Here is a 15,944-nt window from a genome sequence, read left to right on the forward strand (position 1 = left end):
CCCAACTCGGCTTTTCCCGGCGTTCGCCGGGGAAACGGACCTAGATGGAAAGCTCCTCGATCAGCCGGCGCATGAAGGTCGCGCCGCGCTGCATCTGGCTGATCTCGACATATTCGTCGGGCTGGTGAGCCTGGTCGATCGAGCCAGGGCCGCAGATCACGGTCGAGAAGCCCGCGCCCTGGAATTGGCCGGCCTCGGCGGCGTAGGGCACGACGCGCGGCGGGCCGTTGTCGCCGGCCAGCCGGCGCGCGAAGGCCTCGGCGACGCCGTTCTCCTCGGGCGCCAGAGCCGGCGTCAGCGAGCGGCGCTCGATCTTGACCCCGCCCTCCGGCGCCTTGGCCTTGATCTCGGCGTCCATCCGCGCGGCGGCGGCGAAGACGTCGGTCAGCAGCGCCATCGGATCCTGCCCGGCCGGCGTGCGCAGATCGAACAGGAAGGCGCACTCGCGGGCCAGGATATTACCAGCCGTGCCGCCATGGATCATGCCGACGGTCAGGCTCGCGCCCTTGGGCGTAAACGGCGAGGCGGGATCGGCCTCGCGCTCAAGCCTTTCGGAGAGTTCGACCAGCATCGCCATCAGCTTGATGGCGACCATGTTGGCCGAGACGCCCAGGTGAGTAAGGCTGGAATGGGCTTCGCGGCCCGTGACCGTGACCGTGAAGGTGGCGATGCCCTTGTGGCCGCGCACGGCGACCATGTCCGTGGGCTCGCCGACCACGACCAAGGCGGGCTTCGGGACCTCGGCGGCGATCACCGCGATCATGTCCGGCGCGCCCAGGCAGCCGATCTCCTCGTCGTAGGAGAAGGCCAGGTGCACCGGCCGGGACAGGGTCGCCTTGGCCAGCTCCGGCGCGGCGGCCAGGGCCAGGGCGAGGAACCCCTTCATGTCGCAGGTCCCCCGTCCGTAAAGCCGGCCGTCGCGCTCGGTCAGGGTCCACGGATCGCTGGACCAAGGCTGACCGTCCACCGGTACGACGTCGGTATGGCCGGACAAGACGATCCCGCCCTCGACCGCCGGGCCGATGGTGGCCATCAGGTTCGACTTGGTTCCGTCGGCGTTCGGCACCCGGCGAGCGGGCACGCCGAGATCCGCCAGATAGCCCTCGACCCACTGGATCAGCGCCAGGTTCGAGCCTCGCGAGGTGGTGTCGAACGCCACCAGCTTGGCCAGGAGATCGATCGCGCGGTCGGACAGGACTTCGGAGGAGGCAGCCATGGCGCGAGCCTAGACCCGTTCTCCCCGCGCCGACCACCCCGCCCGCGCCGGTTCGTCGCCATTGATCGCCGATGGGGCACGGTCATGCCCCGAGGCTGGGTCTCTCGCCGCGCAGCGGGCGATTTCATGCCCGAGCGGCTCGATGAGTCACTTTTCTTCGGCGGCGCGGTTCTCTAGAGGGAGCGGACCATGATCCTGACCCTCTCCTGCCCCGACCAGCGCGGCATCGTCGCCAAGGTCTCCGCCTTCCTGTTCGAGCGCGGCTGCAACATCCTCGACGCTCAGCAGTTCGACGACCAGGAGACCGGCCAGTTCTTCATGCGCGTCGTGTTCGACGCCGACGGCGCGGACCGCGCGGCTTTGCGCGAGAACTTCGGCGCCCTGGCCGAACCGCTGAAGATGAAGTGGACGCTGCGCAATCGCGCCGAGCGCTACCGCGTGCTGCTGCTGGCCAGCAAGTTCGACCACTGCCTGGCCGACCTCGTCTATCGCTGGCGCATCGGCGAGCTGCCGATGGATATCACCGGCGTGGTCTCCAACCATCCGGCCGAGACCTACGCCAACGTCGATCTGACGGGCCTCGCCTTCCACCACCTCCCGGTGACCAAGGAAACCAAGCTCGAGCAGGAAAGCGATCTCTGGAAGCTGATCCAGGACACCAAGACCGACATCGTCGTGCTGGCGCGCTACATGCAGGTGCTGTCGGACGGCTTGTCGGCCAAGCTGCAGGGTCGATGCATCAACATCCACCACTCGTTCCTGCCCGGCTTCAAGGGCGCCAAGCCCTATCACCAGGCCCACCAGCGCGGCGTGAAGCTGATCGGCGCGTCGGCCCACTACGTGACCGGCGATCTCGACGAGGGTCCGATCATCGAGCAGGACGTCGAGCGCATCAGCCACCGCGACACGCCCGAGGACCTGATCCGCAAGGGTCGTGACATAGAGCGTCGCGTCCTGGCCCGCGCCCTGCGCTACCGGCTGGAAGACCGGGTCCTGCTGAACGGCCGCAAGACGGTGGTGTTCACCGACTAGGCGCCCGCTGAAGGACCGAAGGTTGCGCGTACACTAAAAACTGGATACGGGGCTGCTCTTCGAGAGGCGAGAACGTTCCAGGTCATGTCGCAGCAGGCTCTTCGCGTGATGGTGACCGGCGGGTCCGGCTTCATCGGCTCGGCCGTGTGCCGCCATCTGGCTGGCCAGAACAACGTCGCCATCCTCAACTACGACAAGCTGACCTACGCCGCCGCCCCGGCCAGCCTGGCCATGCTGGAGGGCCGGAGCGACTACCGTTTCGTGCGCGGCGACGTCGCCGACGCGGACGCCGTCTCGGCGACGATCAGGGACTTTCGTCCCGACACCATCATGCACCTGGCCGCCGAGAGCCACGTCGACCGCTCGATCACCGGTCCCGGCGACTTCATCCAGACCAATATCGTCGGCACATATGTGATGCTGCAGGCCGCGCTGGAACACTGGCGGGGCCTGGCGGGCGAGGCCAAGAACCGCTTCCGCTTTCACCACATCTCGACCGACGAGGTGTTCGGCAGCCTGGGTCCGGACGGCCTGTTCTCCGAGACCACGCCCTACGACCCGCGCTCGCCCTATTCGGCGTCCAAGGCCTCGTCGGACCACCTGGTCCGCGCTTGGGGTCACACCTACGGCCTGCCCGTGGTGGTTTCGAACTGCTCGAACAACTATGGCCCCTATCACTTCCCGGAGAAGCTGATCCCGCTGGTCACGCTGAACGCCCTGGAGGGCAAGCCGCTGCCCGTCTACGGCCAGGGTGACAATGTCCGCGACTGGCTGCACGTCGAGGACCACGCCCGCGCCCTGCACCTGATCGCCACCCGGGGCGTCCCCGGCGAGAGCTACAATGTCGGCGGCCGAAACGAGCGGACCAACCTGCAGGTCGTCGAGACCATCTGCGACATCCTCGACGAGCTGCGTCCCGCGCCCGGCCTGCGGCGTCGGGACCTGATCACCTTCGTCGCCGACCGTCCGGGTCATGACGCCCGCTACGCCATCGACGCCACCAAGCTGGAGACGGAACTGGGCTGGAAAGCCGAGGAGACGTTCGACACCGGCCTGCGCAAGACGGTCCAGTGGTACCTCGACAACGAGGCCTGGTGGTCGCCGCTGCGGGCGCGCTACGCCGGCCAGCGCCTGGGCCTGAAGAGCGCCTGATGCGGATCGCCCTCTTCGGCGCCAACGGGCAGTTGGGCAGCGACCTCGTGGCGCTGGCCGGCCGGCGCGGCCTGGACCTAACGCCCGTGACCCGCGACCGGATCGACGCCGCCGACGAGACGGCGAGCTTCGAGGGTCTCGACTTCGACGTCGCCATCAACTGCGTGGCGGTCACTCGCGTCGACGACTGCGAGAAGGATCCGGCCCCGGCCGTGGCGATCAACGCCCACTTCTCCGGCCGCCTGGCCAAGGCCTGCGCGGCGCGGGGCGCGCGGCTTGTGCAGGTCTCCACCGACTACGTTTATGGCGGTCAGGCCGAGCGCGAGCCGCTGTCCGAGACCGTCGGCCGCGCCCCGGTCAATGTCTATGGCGCGACGAAGGCCCTGGGCGAGGACCTGGCCCGGCTCGAGCACGCCGATGTCGTCGTCGCCCGCGTCGCCTCGCTGTTCGGCGTGGCCGGCGCCAGCGGCAAGGGCGGTAATTTCGTCGAGACGATGATCCGCCTCGGCAAGGAGCGCGGTCGCCTGACGGTGGTGGATGATCAGGTCATGTCGCCCACCGCCAGCTGGGACGCGGGCGAGGCGATCCTCGATCTGATCGCGGCCCGGGCGCCGGCCGGCGTCTATCACGTGGTCAATTCCGGCGTCGCCAGCTGGCGCGACTTCGCGGGCGAGATCATCACTCGCGCCGGCGTCCCCGCCGAGGTCCTTCCGATCCCGACCGCGCGGTTTCCGACGCCCGCCCGTCGCCCGCCCTACAGCGCCCTGTCGAACGCCAAGCTGGAAGCCGCGATCGGGCGACCGATGCCGTCCTGGACGGACGCCCTGGCGCGCTATCTGGCGGCCAAGGGTCACGTCTGAGCCCCCGCCGCCAAAATTTCTTCGAAATCATCGCGTTGAAGGCCCGGAAGGGGCTCACATCGGCGGAAATTCCGCTCTAGAGCCTTCAGCCTGAAGTCGGAATCGATTTCAGGCGTCAAAAAGGCTCTAAATCAAATGTTTAGAGCGTGAAATAAGCTGAAACCGGTTCCCACTTTCAGCCTCACGCTCTAGGTTCGCCAAGTCAGGACTGAAGAAGAGACCTAATGAAGGGCATTATCCTCGCCGGCGGGTCGGGCACGCGACTGCACCCCGTGACCATGGCGATCAGCAAGCAACTGCTGCCGGTCTTCGACAAGCCCATGATTTACTATCCGCTGTCGGTCCTGATGATGGCCGGCGTGCGCGAGGTGTTGATCATCTCGACCCCGCGCGACCTGCCGCTGTTCCAAGGCCTCCTGGGCGACGGCTCCAAATGGGGCATCGCTATCACCTACGCCGAGCAGGCCGAGCCGAACGGTCTGGCCGAAGCCTATCGGATCGGCGCGGACTTCGTCGGCAAGGAACCCTCCGTGCTGGTCCTCGGCGACAACCTGTTCTATGGCGCGGGCCTGGGCCGCATCCTGCAGGGCGCCAAGGAGCGCTCCAAGACCGGCGCCAGCGTCTTCGCCTATTTCGTCAACGATCCGCAGCGCTACGGCGTCGTCGAGTTCGACGCGGCGGGCAAGGCGGTCTCGATCGAGGAAAAGCCCCAAAAGCCGCGCTCCAACTGGGCGGTCACCGGCCTCTACATGTACGACAGCCGCGTGGTCGACTTCGCCCGCGACCTCAAGCCCAGCGCGCGCGGCGAACTTGAGATCACCGACATCAACCGCCTCTATCTGGAGGCTGGCGATCTGTCGGTCGAACGCATGGGCCGGGGCTTCGCCTGGCTGGACACCGGCACCCACGACAGCCTGCTGGAAGCCTCGGAGTTCGTGCGCACGCTGGAGCACCGTCAGGGCCTGAAGATCGGCTGCGTCGAGGAAGTGGCCCACCAGAACGGCTGGATCTCGACCGAGCACTTGCTGGGCCTGGCCCACGAGCTGCGGAAGTCCCCCTATGGCGCCTATTTGGAAATGATCGCCTCGCAGGCCTGACCGACGACCACGACAGGCTGGAAAACGGCTTCGGCGTCGGCGACAGTCGCGCCGACAAAAGTTCGCCGGGAGGTCACGTGTCCAGGAAGATGATCCACGCCGCCGTGGTCGCGGCGCTGCTGACCGCGCCCGCCGCCCCGGCCCTGGCGAGGCCGGATCCCGCCCCGGCGTCCCAGTCCGCCTCGGTTTCGATCGACAAAGCGCGGATCGACGCCGCGCTCAAGGCCATGGTCGACAGCGGCCGCGCCGTCGGCGTCTCGGCCCTGGTGTGGCAGGACGGTCGCGAGCGCTATTTCGGGACCGCCGGCATGGCCGACCGCGAGGCCGGCAAGCCGATGCGCCGCGACACCCTGGTGCAGATCTTTTCGATGACTAAGCCGGTCACGGGCGTCGCCCTGATGCAGCTGTGGGAGCAGGGCAAGTTCGGCCTCGACGATCCGCTGTCGCGCTATCTGCCGGAGTTCGCCGGCGTCCAGGTGATCGACGGCAAGGGCGGCCTGCGCCCGCCCGCGCGCCCGATCGTGATCCGCGACCTCCTGCGCCACACGGCCGGCTTCTCCTACGGAATGCGCGACACCGCCGCCGACGCGGCCTTCAAGGCGGCCGATCCGCTGGGGCTTCGGAACGACCTGACTGAATTTGGCCGACGGCTGGCCAAGGTTCCGCTGATGTACGATCCGGGCGAGCGCTGGAGCTACAGCGCCGCCGTCGACGTCCAGGCCCTGCTGGTCGAGAAGCTCTCGGGCCAGCCGTTCGAAGCCTATGTGAAGGCCCATATCCTCGATCCGCTGGGCATGAAGGACACCGGCTGGACGCAGCCCGAGTCGGCCTTCTCGCGCCTGGCCGCCGTCTACAACAAGGGCGCCGACGGCAAGCTCGCCAAGGAAGATCCCGCCGAGACGCGGCGGATGAACTTCGATCCCACGCGGCGCATGACCATGGGCGGAGCGGGCCTGGTGGCCTCGATCGACGACTATGCGCGCTTCACGCGCATGCTGTTGGGCGGCGGAACCTTGGACGGGGTCCAGATTCTCAGACCTTCGACCGTGCGCCTGATGGCGACCGATCAGCTGGATCCGCGCGTCACCGACCGCTGGTGGCTGCCAAGCAAGGGCTCGGTCGGCTTCGGCCTCGACTTCGCGGTGCGCGTGAAGCAGCCCCGGACGGCGGCGGAAAATCGCGGCGCGGTTGGCGAATTCTTCTGGGACGGCCGCGACAGCACCCTGTTCTGGGTCGATCCGGTCAACCGGCTGACCGCCGTCTTCTTCGTCCAGACCTTCCCGTTCGACGGCACGCTGCATCATGATCTGAGGGCGGCGGTTTACGGCCCGGACTATCTGGGGCCCAAGGGCGACTAGTCTCCCTGGCGCGCGCGCGCGAACAGGCTAGTCTCCCCGGCGATGACTCGCGCGCGTCCAAGATTCCTGGAATTCTTCGCCGGCGGCGGCATGGCCCGCATCGGCCTCGGCGACGGCTGGACCTGCGCCTTCGCCAACGACTTCGATCCCGTGAAGGCCGCGACCTATCGCGCCAATTTCGCGGACGCCGAGGGCCATTTCCGTCAGGGCGATGTCTTCGCGCTGGACGCCCAGGACTTGCCGACCGCGGACCTGGCCTGGGCGTCCAGCCCTTGCCAGGATTTCAGCCTCGCCGGCGCCCGGGCAGGCCTGGCGGGCGGCAAGTCTTCGGCCTTCTTCGGCTTCTGGACGCTGATGAAGGCGCTGTCGGCCGAGGGCCGCGCCCCGCCGGTGATCGTCATCGAAAACGTCGTAGGCCTCCTGACCTCGCACCATGGCGAGGACTTCACCGCCCTGTGTGGCGCGCTCGGCGATGAAGGCTATCGCTTCGGCGCGCTGGAGATCGACGCGGCGGCCTTCGCGCCGCAGTCGCGTCCGCGCGTCTTCGTGGTCGCCACCCGCCTGCCGACCGCCGGCCTGGAGGGCGCCAGCGTATTCCACAGCCGCGCCATTCGCGAAGCGGCCGCGCGACTGCCGCGGGACCTGCACACGCACTGGATCTGGTGGGGCGCGCCCGCGCCGCCCGCGCGCAACACCGACCTCTCGGCCATGCTGGAACCGGACGCGGCGGTCAGCTGGAATCCGCCGGAGCGCACCGAGGCTCTGCTGGCCCTGATGGCTCCAGCCCACCGCGAGGCCGTGGAAACGAGGCGAAACGCCGGCGGCCGCGCGGTCGGCGCGGTGTTCCGCCGGATGCGGGGGACCCAGCAACGGGCCGAGGTGCGGTTCGACGGCCTCGCCGGCTGCCTGCGCACGCCGCGCGGCGGCTCGTCCCGGCAGACCCTGCTGGTGATCGACGGGGGTCAGGTGCGTTCGCGCCTGCTCACCGCCCGCGAAGGCGCTCGCCTGATGGGCCTGCCCGACAGCTACCAGCTCCCCGCCTCGCAGACCTCGGGCCTGCAGGTGGTCGGCGACGGCGTCGCGGTTCCGGCGGTGCGGTGGCTCGCGGAAACGCTCCTGGAGCCGCTCGTCTATAGCAAAACTGCAAGCCTTGCCGCCGAATGACCTCCTGACAGCCGGGGGATAGGGGTCTAGGGTGCGCCGCTTCCCGCAACCTCCGAGGTGTTCCGATGGACGACGCTTCCTCCCTCTATGACGCCGCCCGCTTCAAGCGCGCCGGTCGCGGCAAGATCTACGACTCCATCATCGACACGATCGGCGACACGCCGCTGGTGCGCCTGCCGCGCCTGTCGGCCGAGCTGAAGCCGAAGGGCGAGGTTGTCGCCAAGCTGGAGTTCTTCAACCCGATCGCCTCGGTCAAGGACCGCATCGGCGCGGCGATGATCGAGTCGCTGGAAGCCCAGGGCGTGCTGAAGCCTGGCGCGACCATCGTCGAACCGACCTCGGGCAATACCGGCATCGCCCTGGCCTTCGTGGCCGCGGCCAAGGGCTACAAGCTGACCCTGGTCATGCCCGAGAGCATGTCGATCGAGCGCCGCAAGATGCTGCTGCTGCTGGGCGCCAAGCTGGAGCTGACCCCGGCCGAGAAGGGGATGCGCGGCGCCGTCGCCCGCGCCCAGGAACTGGTCGAGGCCACGCCAGGCGCGGTCATGCCCCAGCAATTCGAGAACAGCGCCAATCCGCTGGTCCACCGCGTGTCCACGGCCGAGGAAATCTGGAACGACACCGCCGGCGCGGTTGACGCCGTGGTCTCGGGCGTCGGCACCGGCGGCACGATCTCCGGCGTCGGCCAGGTGCTGAAGGCCCGCAAGCCCGGCCTGAAGATGGTCGCGGTCGAGCCCGAGGCTTCGCCGGTGCTGTCGGGCGGCGCGCCGGGTCCGCACAAGATTCAGGGCATCGGCGCCGGCTTCGTGCCCGGCATCCTGGACCGGGGCGTGATCGACGACATCGTCCAGGTCAGCAATGACGACGCCTTCGCCATGGCCCGCCGCGCGGCCGCGACCGAGGGCCTGCCGGTCGGCATCAGCTCCGGCGCGGCCCTGACCGCCGCCTTCGACCTCGCCCTTCGCGACGAGTACGCCGGCAAGCTGATCGTGGCCATCATCCCCAGCTTCGCCGAACGCTATCTGTCCACCGCCCTGTTCGAGGGGCTGTAGGGCCAGCGAGCCGCGCGCCTTGACCGACGTCTATGACAAGGCCAAGCGCTCGGCGGTCATGGCGCGGGTCAAGAGCAAGGACACGACGCCCGAAAGGACCGTGCGGCGTGTCCTGACTCGCCTGGGCGCGCGCTATCGCCTGCACCGTCGGGACCTACCGGGCCATCCCGACATCGTCCTGCCGGGGCGCCGGCTGGCGATCTTCGTCCATGGCTGTTTCTGGCACGGCCACGACTGCGCGCGGGGTTCGCGCGTGCCGAAGAATAATCGCGACTACTGGCTGGCCAAGGTGGGCCGCAACGTCGCCCGCGACGCGCGCGCGATCGCGGCGCTGGAGACGGACGGCTGGCGGGTCGAGGTGGTCTGGGAGTGCGATCTTAAGGACGAGACCGCTCTGACCGCCCGACTCGCGGCGCTCCTAGAGCCTTATTCGCTCGAATGAAATCATTCGAGCGGAAAATAAGTTTCTAAATCAAACATTTAGAGCGTGATAACCGCCGAAACCGCTCACACTTTCGCTATCACGCTCTAGCGGCCCCCTGATCCGCGCCCTCAAGGCCGGGGGCCGAACGCGCGCGCCAGGTCGTCGGGACCCACGCCCTCCAGTTCGAGACGCTTCAGCCGAGCGGTCTCGCCGGCCGCCAGACGAATCGCCGAGCGCGGGATCTTCAGGCTCTTGGCCAGAAAAGCCACCAGGGCGGCGTTGGCCGCCCCGTCGACCGGCGGGCTGGCGACCCGCACCTTCAGATAGGCTCGGCCGTCGGCGTCCAGCGCCCAGCCGTCGACGCCGTCTCGACCGCCGCGCGGCGTTAGCCGGACGGCCAGGACCTCAGCCAACGAGGCGCAGCAGGGTCCCCTGCAGGGCTGGAAGAATGAACATCTGCACGCCGCGCAACAGCAGCAGCACGATGATCGGGCTGATGTCGACGCCGCCGATCGACGGGATGATCCGCCGGAAAGGCCGCAGGATCGGGTCCGTCACCCGGTCCAGGAAGGTCGCGGCGTTATAAACGAACTGGTTGCGACGGTTGATCACGTCGAACGCGAACAGCCAGCTGAGGATCGCCGAAATGACGATCGCCCACCACAGCAGGTCCAGCAGCGCATCGATGATGAAGAAGACGAGATTGATGATGGGGGCCATGGGTTTTCCGTCCGGACGCTCCCGCTTCTTGCCGCGCCTGGCGGTTGCTGACAAGGCATCGCGATAACCCCGCTTGACGCGCGGCTCCAAGGGCCGTATCTCCGCCGCTCCTTGGGGCCGTAGCTCAGATGGTAGAGCGCCTCGTTCGCAATGAGGAGGTCAGGGGTTCGATTCCCCTCGGCTCCACCAAGGACCTCCGACAAAATGCGACTGTAGCTGTGACGCCCCGTCCAGCGCGGCTTCGCGCGGTCTATCGCCACCCTTGGGTTGAACCCGCGACCATGCGCCACAGCCTAGGTTTACCAAATCGACTCTCGTCGCGGAGAGATTGATCCGGCCCGATCGCATGTCGGGCTGATGGGGGCTGGAATGGGCCAATCGAATCTCGGCCGGGCGATTAATAAGGCGGCGGTTGGTCTTGGCCTGGCCGCCGGGCTGTTGACCGCCTCGAACCCAGCCTGGGCCGAGGGCGGGTCGGCGCTCAAGCTGTCGGGCGCCTACAGGGCCGATATCGCCGGAACCCTGAGCGGCGGCCTGGCCAAGCGCGGACGCGTGCTGGACGACCTGCAGATCTTCGGCGACCTGGACCTGGAAAGGGCCGTCGGCTGGAAGAACGCCACCGCCCACTTCCAGCTGCTGGACAACAGCGGCGGTCGGCCGAACGAAGACACCGGCAGCTTGCAGGGCGTCGACAATATCGAGGTCGCCCGCCAGCGCGCCCGCTTGTTCGAGGCCTGGGTCGAACAGAGCTTCGGCGAGAAGGCTTCGATGCGCGCCGGGCTCTATGACCTGAACAGCGAATTCTACGCCAACGAAAGCGCCGGCCTGCTGCTGGCGCCGGCCTTTGGCATCGGCTCGGAGCTGGCGGCGACGGGTCCCAACGGTCCCTCGATCTTTCCCTCGACGGCGCTGGCCGCGCGCCTGCGGGTGACGCCGAACCCGCACGTCTATGCCCAGGCCGTCGCGCTGAACGCCCATGCCGGGGTCCTCGGCGATCCCGGCGGCGTCGAGACCTCGTTCGACAACGGCTTGCTGCTGGTGGCCGAGGCCGGCTGGACCGGAAACGGCAAGATCGCCGCCGGCGTCTGGCGCTACACCCGAAAGCAGGACGACCTGAGACTGACGACGCCCGACGGCGATCCCGCCCCGGCCACCGCCCAAGGCGCCTATCTGCTGCTGGAACGCGCGCTGACCCGGGGCGACAGGAACGCGCCGCGCCATGCCACCGCCTTCGCCCGCCTGGGCCTGTCGGACGGCGACACCACCGCCTTCCATGGCGGCTGGCAGGCCGGCGTCCTGGTCAAGCGGGTGTTCGCCGGCCGCCCCGACAGCGCCTTCTCGATCGGGCTCAACCAAGCCCTGCTGTCGCGCAAATACCGCGACAACGCCCTCGACGACGGTCGACGCCTGAGCGGCTCGGAACGGGCGATCGAGGTGACCTATGCCGACAAGATCGGCCCGGTCACGATCCAGCCCGACCTGCAATATGTGAAGGATCCCGGCGGCGACCGGGCGCTCGGCCACGCGCTGGTGGCCGCCGTCCGGTTCGGGGTGGCCTTCTAGACCACCCCGACGATGGATCAGGCCAGCGCCGCTTCGGCGACGGCTTCGGCGGTGATGCCGAATTCCTTGTAGAGACGCTCGAACGGCGCCGAGGCGCCGAAGCCCGTCATGCCGACGAACTTGCCGTCCTCGCCGATGAAGCGCTCCCAGCCCATCTTGATGCCGGCCTCGACGGCCACGCGCACCGGCGCCTTGCCGATGACCGAGGCCTGGTAGGCGGCGTCCTGCTGGGCGAACAGCTCCCAGCAGGGGGTCGAGACGACGCGGGTCGGCTTGCCCTTGGCCTGCAGGATGTCACGCGCGGCGACGGCGACGCCGACTTCCGTGCCCGAGGCGAAGATCGTCACCTGAGCCTCGCCGCCCTCGGCCGCCAGCAGCTCATAAGCGCCCTTGGCCGACAGGTCGCCGCCTTGCGTGCGGACGTGCGGCGTCTTCTGGCGCGACAGGGTCATGACCGACGGCGTCCGCTGTTGCCGCAGAGCGACCTTCCAGCACTCGGCGGCTTCGACCGCGTCGGCGGGACGGAAGACCAGGAGGTTCGGGATGGCGCGCAGGGAGGCGACGTGCTCGACCGGCTGGTGGGTCGGGCCGTCCTCGCCCAGGCCGATGGAGTCGTGGGTCATCACGTGGATGACGCGGGCCTCCATCAGGGCGCCTAGGCGAATCGCCGCGCGGCTGTAGTCGGCGAAGGCCAGGAAGGTGCCCGAATAGGGAATCACGCCGCCATGCAGCGCCATGCCGTTCATGGCCGCCGCCATGCCGAACTCGCGGACGCCATAATGGACGTAGCGGCCGTTATAGCCCGGCGCATCGAAGGCGCCCATGCCCTTGACCAGGGTGTTGTTCGAGCCGGTCAGGTCGGCCGAGCCGCCGATCATCTCGGGGATCGCCGGAATCAGGTGATCCAAGGCCGAACCCGAGTGGACGCGCGTGGCGTTGGCCGGCTTGGTCTCCACGGCCTTGGCGATGTGGGCGTCCAGCGCCTCGAAGGCGTTAGCCGGCAGCTCGCCCGCCATGGCGCGCTTGAAGTCGCTGGCGTGGATCGAGACGGCGAGCTTGCCTTCCCAGGCCTTGCGAACCTTGGCGCCGCGACGGCCGACGCTCTTCCAGGCCTTGGCGATGTCGTCCGGCACGGTGAACGGCGCGGCGTCCCAGCCCATGGCTTCGCGCGCGGCTTTGATCTGGTCGTCGAACAGGGTGTAGCCGTGGCTGTGGGGGTCGCCTTCCTTGGGACCGGCGCCCTTCGAGATCAGCGTCTTGCACGCGATCATGGTCGGACGGTCTTGGCGTGTCGCCCAACGCAGGGCGGCGGCGATCTTGCCGTGGTCGTGGCCGTCGACGACCTTGACCGCCCAGCCGGCGGCCTTGAAGCGGGCGACTTGGTCGCCGGTCTCGGCGATCGTGGCCTCGCCGTCGATCGTGGTGTTGTTGTCGTCGAACAGCACCGTCAGCTTCGAGAGCTTCAGGCGGCCGGCGAGGCTGATGGCCTCGTGGCTGACGCCTTCCATCAGGCAGCCGTCGCCGGCGATCACCCAGGTGCGGTGGTCCACCAGCTCATGGCCGAAACGGGCGGCCAGGTGGGCCTCGGCCATCGCCATGCCGACGGCCGTGGCCAGGCCCTGGCCGAGCGGACCGGTCGTGGTCTCGACGCCGGGCGTGTGATGGACTTCCGGGTGGCCAGGGGTCAGCGAACCCCACTGACGGAAGTTCTCGATCTCCTTCATCGTCACGGCCTTGAAGCCGGTCAGGTGAAGCAGCGAATAGAGCAGCATCGAGCCGTGGCCGGCCGACAGCACGAAACGGTCGCGATCGGGCCAGGTGGGCTGAGACGCGTCGAACTTCAGGAACTTGCTCCACAGCACGGTCGCGACGTCGGCCATGCCCATCGGCATGCCTTGGTGACCGGACTTGGCCTTGTGGACCGCGTCCATCGAAAGGACGCGGATCGCGTCGGCCATCTTGATGGGCGAAACGGGCATGGAAGTTCCGTCTTGTCTTTGTTTTGCAGGGCTGCGCGAGGGGCGCAGTCGCATGGGAACCCGGAGGGGTCAACCCGCGACACGGCTAGAAACCAGGCGCCAAGGGGCGGTCGTGGACGCTATGCAACATCGTCCGCCGGCGTTATAGCTAGGCAAAGACTTATGCTCACTTTAAGCATAACTGGAAGGCGCCACGCTTGATCGGTCCGTCATTCTTCTCGCCCTATCGCCACGGCTTCGTCCGGGTGGCCACGGCCGTCCCCAAGGCCAAGCTGGCCGATCCGGCCGAGAACGCGCGCGCCGTGCTCGACCTGGTCGGCCAGGCGCACGAGGCCGGCGTGGCGGTGATCGTGTTCCCCGAGCTCGGCCTGACGGGCTACACGATCGACGACCTTCTGCAGCAGGACGTGCTGCTGGACGCGACGGAGGCGGCGATCGCGACGCTGGCCGAGGCGAGCAAGACCCTGGCGCCGATGATGGTGGTCGGCGCCCCGCTGCGCGACGCGGGGCGGCTCTACAACACCGCCGTGGCGATCCAGGGCGGGCGCGTGCTCGGGGTCGTTCCCAAGAGCTTCCTGCCCAACTACCGCGAGTTCTATGAGCGCCGTTGGTTCACACCCGGCGCGGGCGTGGTCGGCAAGACCCTGACCCTGGCCGGACAGGCCGTCCCGTTCGGGACCGACCTGCTGTTCCGCGCCCACGCCCCGACGCCATTCACGGTCGGCGTCGAGATCTGCGAGGACGTCTGGACCCCGACCCCGCCCAGCACCGCCCAGGCCCTGGCCGGCGCGGAGATCCTGCTGAACCTGTCGGCCAGCAACATCACCATCGGCAAGTCCGAGACCCGCCGCCTGCTGTGCGCCAGCCAATCCTCCCGGATGATCGCGGCCTATGTCTATTCCGCCGCCGGGGCGGGCGAGAGCTCGACCGATCTGGCCTGGGACGGCCATGTCGACATCCACGAGATGGGCGCCCTGCTGGCCGAGACCCCGCGTTTCTCGACCGGTCCGGCCTGGACCTTCGCCGATGTCGATGTCGAGCGGATTCGCCAGGAACGGATGCGGGTCGGCAGCTTCGGCGACGCCATGGCCCTGGCCCCGCCCAAGGTCCCGTTCCGCCTCGCGGCGTTCACGTTCGAGCCGCCGGCTGGCGACCTGCCCCTGGCGCGCGCGATCGAACGCTTCCCCTTCACGCCCTCGGACCCCGCCAAGCTGCGCGAGAACTGCTACGAGGCCTACAATATCCAGGTGCAGGGCTTGGCCCGCCGGCTGGAGGCTTCGGGCCTCAAAAAGCTCGTGATCGGCATATCGGGCGGCCTCGACTCCACCCAGGCGCTGCTGGTGGCGACCAAGGCGGTCGACCAACTCAGCCTGCCCCGCGCGAACATCCTGGCCTACACCCTGCCGGGCTTCGCCACCTCGGACCGCACCAAGGCCAACGCCTGGGCGCTTATGGACGCGATGGGCGTAACCGCCGCCGAACTCGACATCCGGCCGGCCGCGACTCAGATGCTGAAAGACATGGATCACCCGTTCGGGCGCGGCGAACCGGTCTATGACGTCACGTTCGAGAACGTGCAGGCGGGCTTGCGAACCGACTACCTGTTCCGCCTGGCCAACCACAACGGCGCTCTGGTGGTGGGAACCGGGGACCTGTCGGAGTTGGCGCTGGGCTGGTGCACCTACGGCGTCGGCGACCACATGAGCCACTACAACCCCAACTGCGGGGCGCCCAAGACGCTGATCCAGCACCTGATCCGCTTCGTGGCCCATTCCGGCGACGTGGACGCGGCCACCACCGGCCTGCTGGAGGATATCCTGGCCACCGAGATCTCGCCGGAGCTGGTGCCGGGCGAAGCGGTGCAGGCGACGGAAAGCTTCGTGGGCCCCTACGCCCTGCAGGACTTCAACCTCTATTATTTGACCCGCTACGGCATGGCGCCGTCCAAGATCGCCTTCCTGGCCTGGAGCGCCTGGCATGACGCGGAGACGGGCGGCTGGCCCGTCGGCCTGCCCGAAAACGCACGCCGAGCCTACGACCTGGCGGAGATCCGAGGGTGGCTCGAACTTTTCCTGAAGCGGTTCTTCGCCAATCAGTTCAAGCGGTCGGCCCTGCCGAACGGACCCAAGATTTCGTCGGGCGGGGCCCTGTCTCCGCGCGGCGACTGGCGGATGCCGTCCGACGCCACGGCCGACGCCTGGCTCGCCGAACTGCGCGCCAACACGCCAGCGGGATGAAAACTCTTCGTTCCCGCGCGCTTTGGCTTTAAGCACCCTTTGCAATGACCCTCTATCAGGAGGGCAAGTCTTGAAGTGTGTGGGGACATC

At 68.3% G+C, this 15,944-nt stretch carries 14 protein-coding genes and 1 tRNA gene; 11 read left to right on the forward strand and 4 right to left on the reverse strand.

What is annotated here, in order from left to right; genetic code table 11:
* Positions 1-40: 40 nt before the first annotated feature.
* Positions 41-1,216 (reverse strand): acetylornithine deacetylase, encoded by a 1,176-nt coding sequence (gene argE / locus OR37_RS06460; RefSeq protein ID WP_004617235.1) that lies wholly within the window; start codon positions 1,214-1,216, stop codon positions 41-43.
* Between the two features lie 189 nt (positions 1,217-1,405).
* On the opposite strand from argE, the gene purU reads away from it, so the two are divergent.
* The 8 genes from purU to OR37_RS06500 all read left to right on the forward strand — a co-directional run bounded on the left by purU (position 1,406) and on the right by OR37_RS06500 (position 9,373).
* Complete coding sequence (gene purU / locus OR37_RS06465) at positions 1,406-2,248, forward strand: formyltetrahydrofolate deformylase (protein ID WP_004617238.1); 843 nt, start codon at positions 1,406-1,408, stop codon at positions 2,246-2,248.
* 84 nt (positions 2,249-2,332) lie between these two features.
* The gene (gene rfbB, locus OR37_RS06470) at positions 2,333-3,400 is read left to right on the forward strand and encodes a dTDP-glucose 4,6-dehydratase (RefSeq protein WP_004617240.1); all 1,068 of its coding nucleotides are present in this window, start codon (positions 2,333-2,335) and stop codon (positions 3,398-3,400) included.
* Positions 3,400-4,260: a dTDP-4-dehydrorhamnose reductase gene (gene rfbD / locus OR37_RS06475; RefSeq protein WP_004617242.1), complete on the forward strand. Its 861-nt coding sequence runs from the start codon at positions 3,400-3,402 to the stop codon at positions 4,258-4,260. The genes rfbB and rfbD overlap by 1 nt, the downstream gene beginning before the upstream one ends.
* Positions 4,261-4,484: 224 nt before the next feature.
* On the forward strand, positions 4,485-5,357 hold the full coding sequence (gene rfbA / locus OR37_RS06480) for a glucose-1-phosphate thymidylyltransferase RfbA (protein ID WP_004617245.1): 873 nt from the start codon (positions 4,485-4,487) through the stop codon (positions 5,355-5,357).
* A 77-nt stretch (positions 5,358-5,434) separates the two neighbouring features.
* A complete protein-coding gene (locus OR37_RS06485) occupies positions 5,435-6,715 on the forward strand; it encodes a serine hydrolase domain-containing protein (protein ID WP_004617253.1) in 1,281 nt (426 codons plus the stop codon).
* A gap of 42 nt (positions 6,716-6,757) precedes the next feature.
* Positions 6,758-7,879: a DNA cytosine methyltransferase gene (locus tag OR37_RS06490; protein ID WP_035017042.1), complete on the forward strand. Its 1,122-nt coding sequence runs from the start codon at positions 6,758-6,760 to the stop codon at positions 7,877-7,879.
* A 65-nt stretch (positions 7,880-7,944) separates the two neighbouring features.
* Positions 7,945-8,931 (forward strand): cysteine synthase A, encoded by a 987-nt coding sequence (cysK, locus tag OR37_RS06495; protein WP_004617255.1) that lies wholly within the window; start codon positions 7,945-7,947, stop codon positions 8,929-8,931.
* A 19-nt stretch (positions 8,932-8,950) separates the two neighbouring features.
* Positions 8,951-9,373 carry a very short patch repair endonuclease gene (locus OR37_RS06500; RefSeq protein WP_004617256.1) on the forward strand — a complete coding sequence of 141 codons (423 nt, stop codon included), beginning with the start codon at positions 8,951-8,953 and terminating at the stop codon, positions 9,371-9,373.
* A 110-nt stretch (positions 9,374-9,483) separates the two neighbouring features.
* Here OR37_RS06500 and OR37_RS06505 read toward each other — a convergent pair whose 3' ends face one another.
* Entirely contained in the window at positions 9,484-9,768 is a 285-nt protein-coding gene (locus tag OR37_RS06505) for a DUF167 domain-containing protein (protein WP_004617257.1), read from the reverse strand.
* On the reverse strand, positions 9,761-10,075 hold the full coding sequence (locus tag OR37_RS06510) for a YggT family protein (RefSeq protein WP_085953258.1): 315 nt from the start codon (positions 10,073-10,075) through the stop codon (positions 9,761-9,763). The genes OR37_RS06505 and OR37_RS06510 overlap by 8 nt, the downstream gene beginning before the upstream one ends.
* A gap of 113 nt (positions 10,076-10,188) precedes the next feature.
* On the opposite strand from OR37_RS06510, the gene OR37_RS06515 reads away from it, so the two are divergent.
* Positions 10,189-10,264: transfer RNA gene (locus OR37_RS06515), tRNA-Ala, on the forward strand.
* Between the two features lie 180 nt (positions 10,265-10,444).
* Complete coding sequence (locus tag OR37_RS06520) at positions 10,445-11,638, forward strand: carbohydrate porin (protein WP_004617260.1); 1,194 nt, start codon at positions 10,445-10,447, stop codon at positions 11,636-11,638.
* A 17-nt stretch (positions 11,639-11,655) separates the two neighbouring features.
* On the opposite strand, the gene tkt is transcribed toward OR37_RS06520, so the two are convergent.
* Entirely contained in the window at positions 11,656-13,617 is a 1,962-nt protein-coding gene (gene tkt, locus OR37_RS06525) for a transketolase (protein WP_004617261.1), read from the reverse strand.
* Positions 13,618-13,814: 197 nt separating this feature from the next.
* On the opposite strand from tkt, the gene OR37_RS06530 reads away from it, so the two are divergent.
* On the forward strand, positions 13,815-15,854 hold the full coding sequence (locus tag OR37_RS06530; RefSeq protein WP_004617262.1) for an NAD(+) synthase: 2,040 nt from the start codon (positions 13,815-13,817) through the stop codon (positions 15,852-15,854).
* Positions 15,855-15,944 lie beyond the last annotated feature (90 nt).

Origin of the sequence: Caulobacter vibrioides OR37 (assembly GCF_000372645.1) — a bacterium.
Taxonomy (GTDB): domain Bacteria; phylum Pseudomonadota; class Alphaproteobacteria; order Caulobacterales; family Caulobacteraceae; genus Caulobacter; species Caulobacter vibrioides_E.

What these genes read in the sequence shown, in the direction of transcription:
- tkt (WP_004617261.1), bottom strand. Translation starts at nt 13,617, where the DNA reads ATGCCCGTTTCGCCCATCAAGATGGCCGACGCGATCCGCGTCCTTTCG.
- cysK (WP_004617255.1), top strand. Translation starts at nt 7,945, where the DNA reads ATGGACGACGCTTCCTCCCTCTATGACGCCGCCCGCTTCAAGCGCGCC.
- purU (WP_004617238.1), top strand. Translation starts at nt 1,406, where the DNA reads ATGATCCTGACCCTCTCCTGCCCCGACCAGCGCGGCATCGTCGCCAAG.
- OR37_RS06510 (WP_085953258.1), bottom strand. Translation starts at nt 10,075, where the DNA reads ATGGCCCCCATCATCAATCTCGTCTTCTTCATCATCGATGCGCTGCTG.
- rfbD (WP_004617242.1), top strand. Translation starts at nt 3,400, where the DNA reads ATGCGGATCGCCCTCTTCGGCGCCAACGGGCAGTTGGGCAGCGACCTC.
- OR37_RS06490 (WP_035017042.1), top strand. Translation starts at nt 6,758, where the DNA reads ATGACTCGCGCGCGTCCAAGATTCCTGGAATTCTTCGCCGGCGGCGGC.
- argE (WP_004617235.1), bottom strand. Translation starts at nt 1,216, where the DNA reads ATGGCTGCCTCCTCCGAAGTCCTGTCCGACCGCGCGATCGATCTCCTG.
- rfbA (WP_004617245.1), top strand. Translation starts at nt 4,485, where the DNA reads ATGAAGGGCATTATCCTCGCCGGCGGGTCGGGCACGCGACTGCACCCC.
- rfbB (WP_004617240.1), top strand. Translation starts at nt 2,333, where the DNA reads ATGTCGCAGCAGGCTCTTCGCGTGATGGTGACCGGCGGGTCCGGCTTC.
- OR37_RS06520 (WP_004617260.1), top strand. Translation starts at nt 10,445, where the DNA reads ATGGGCCAATCGAATCTCGGCCGGGCGATTAATAAGGCGGCGGTTGGT.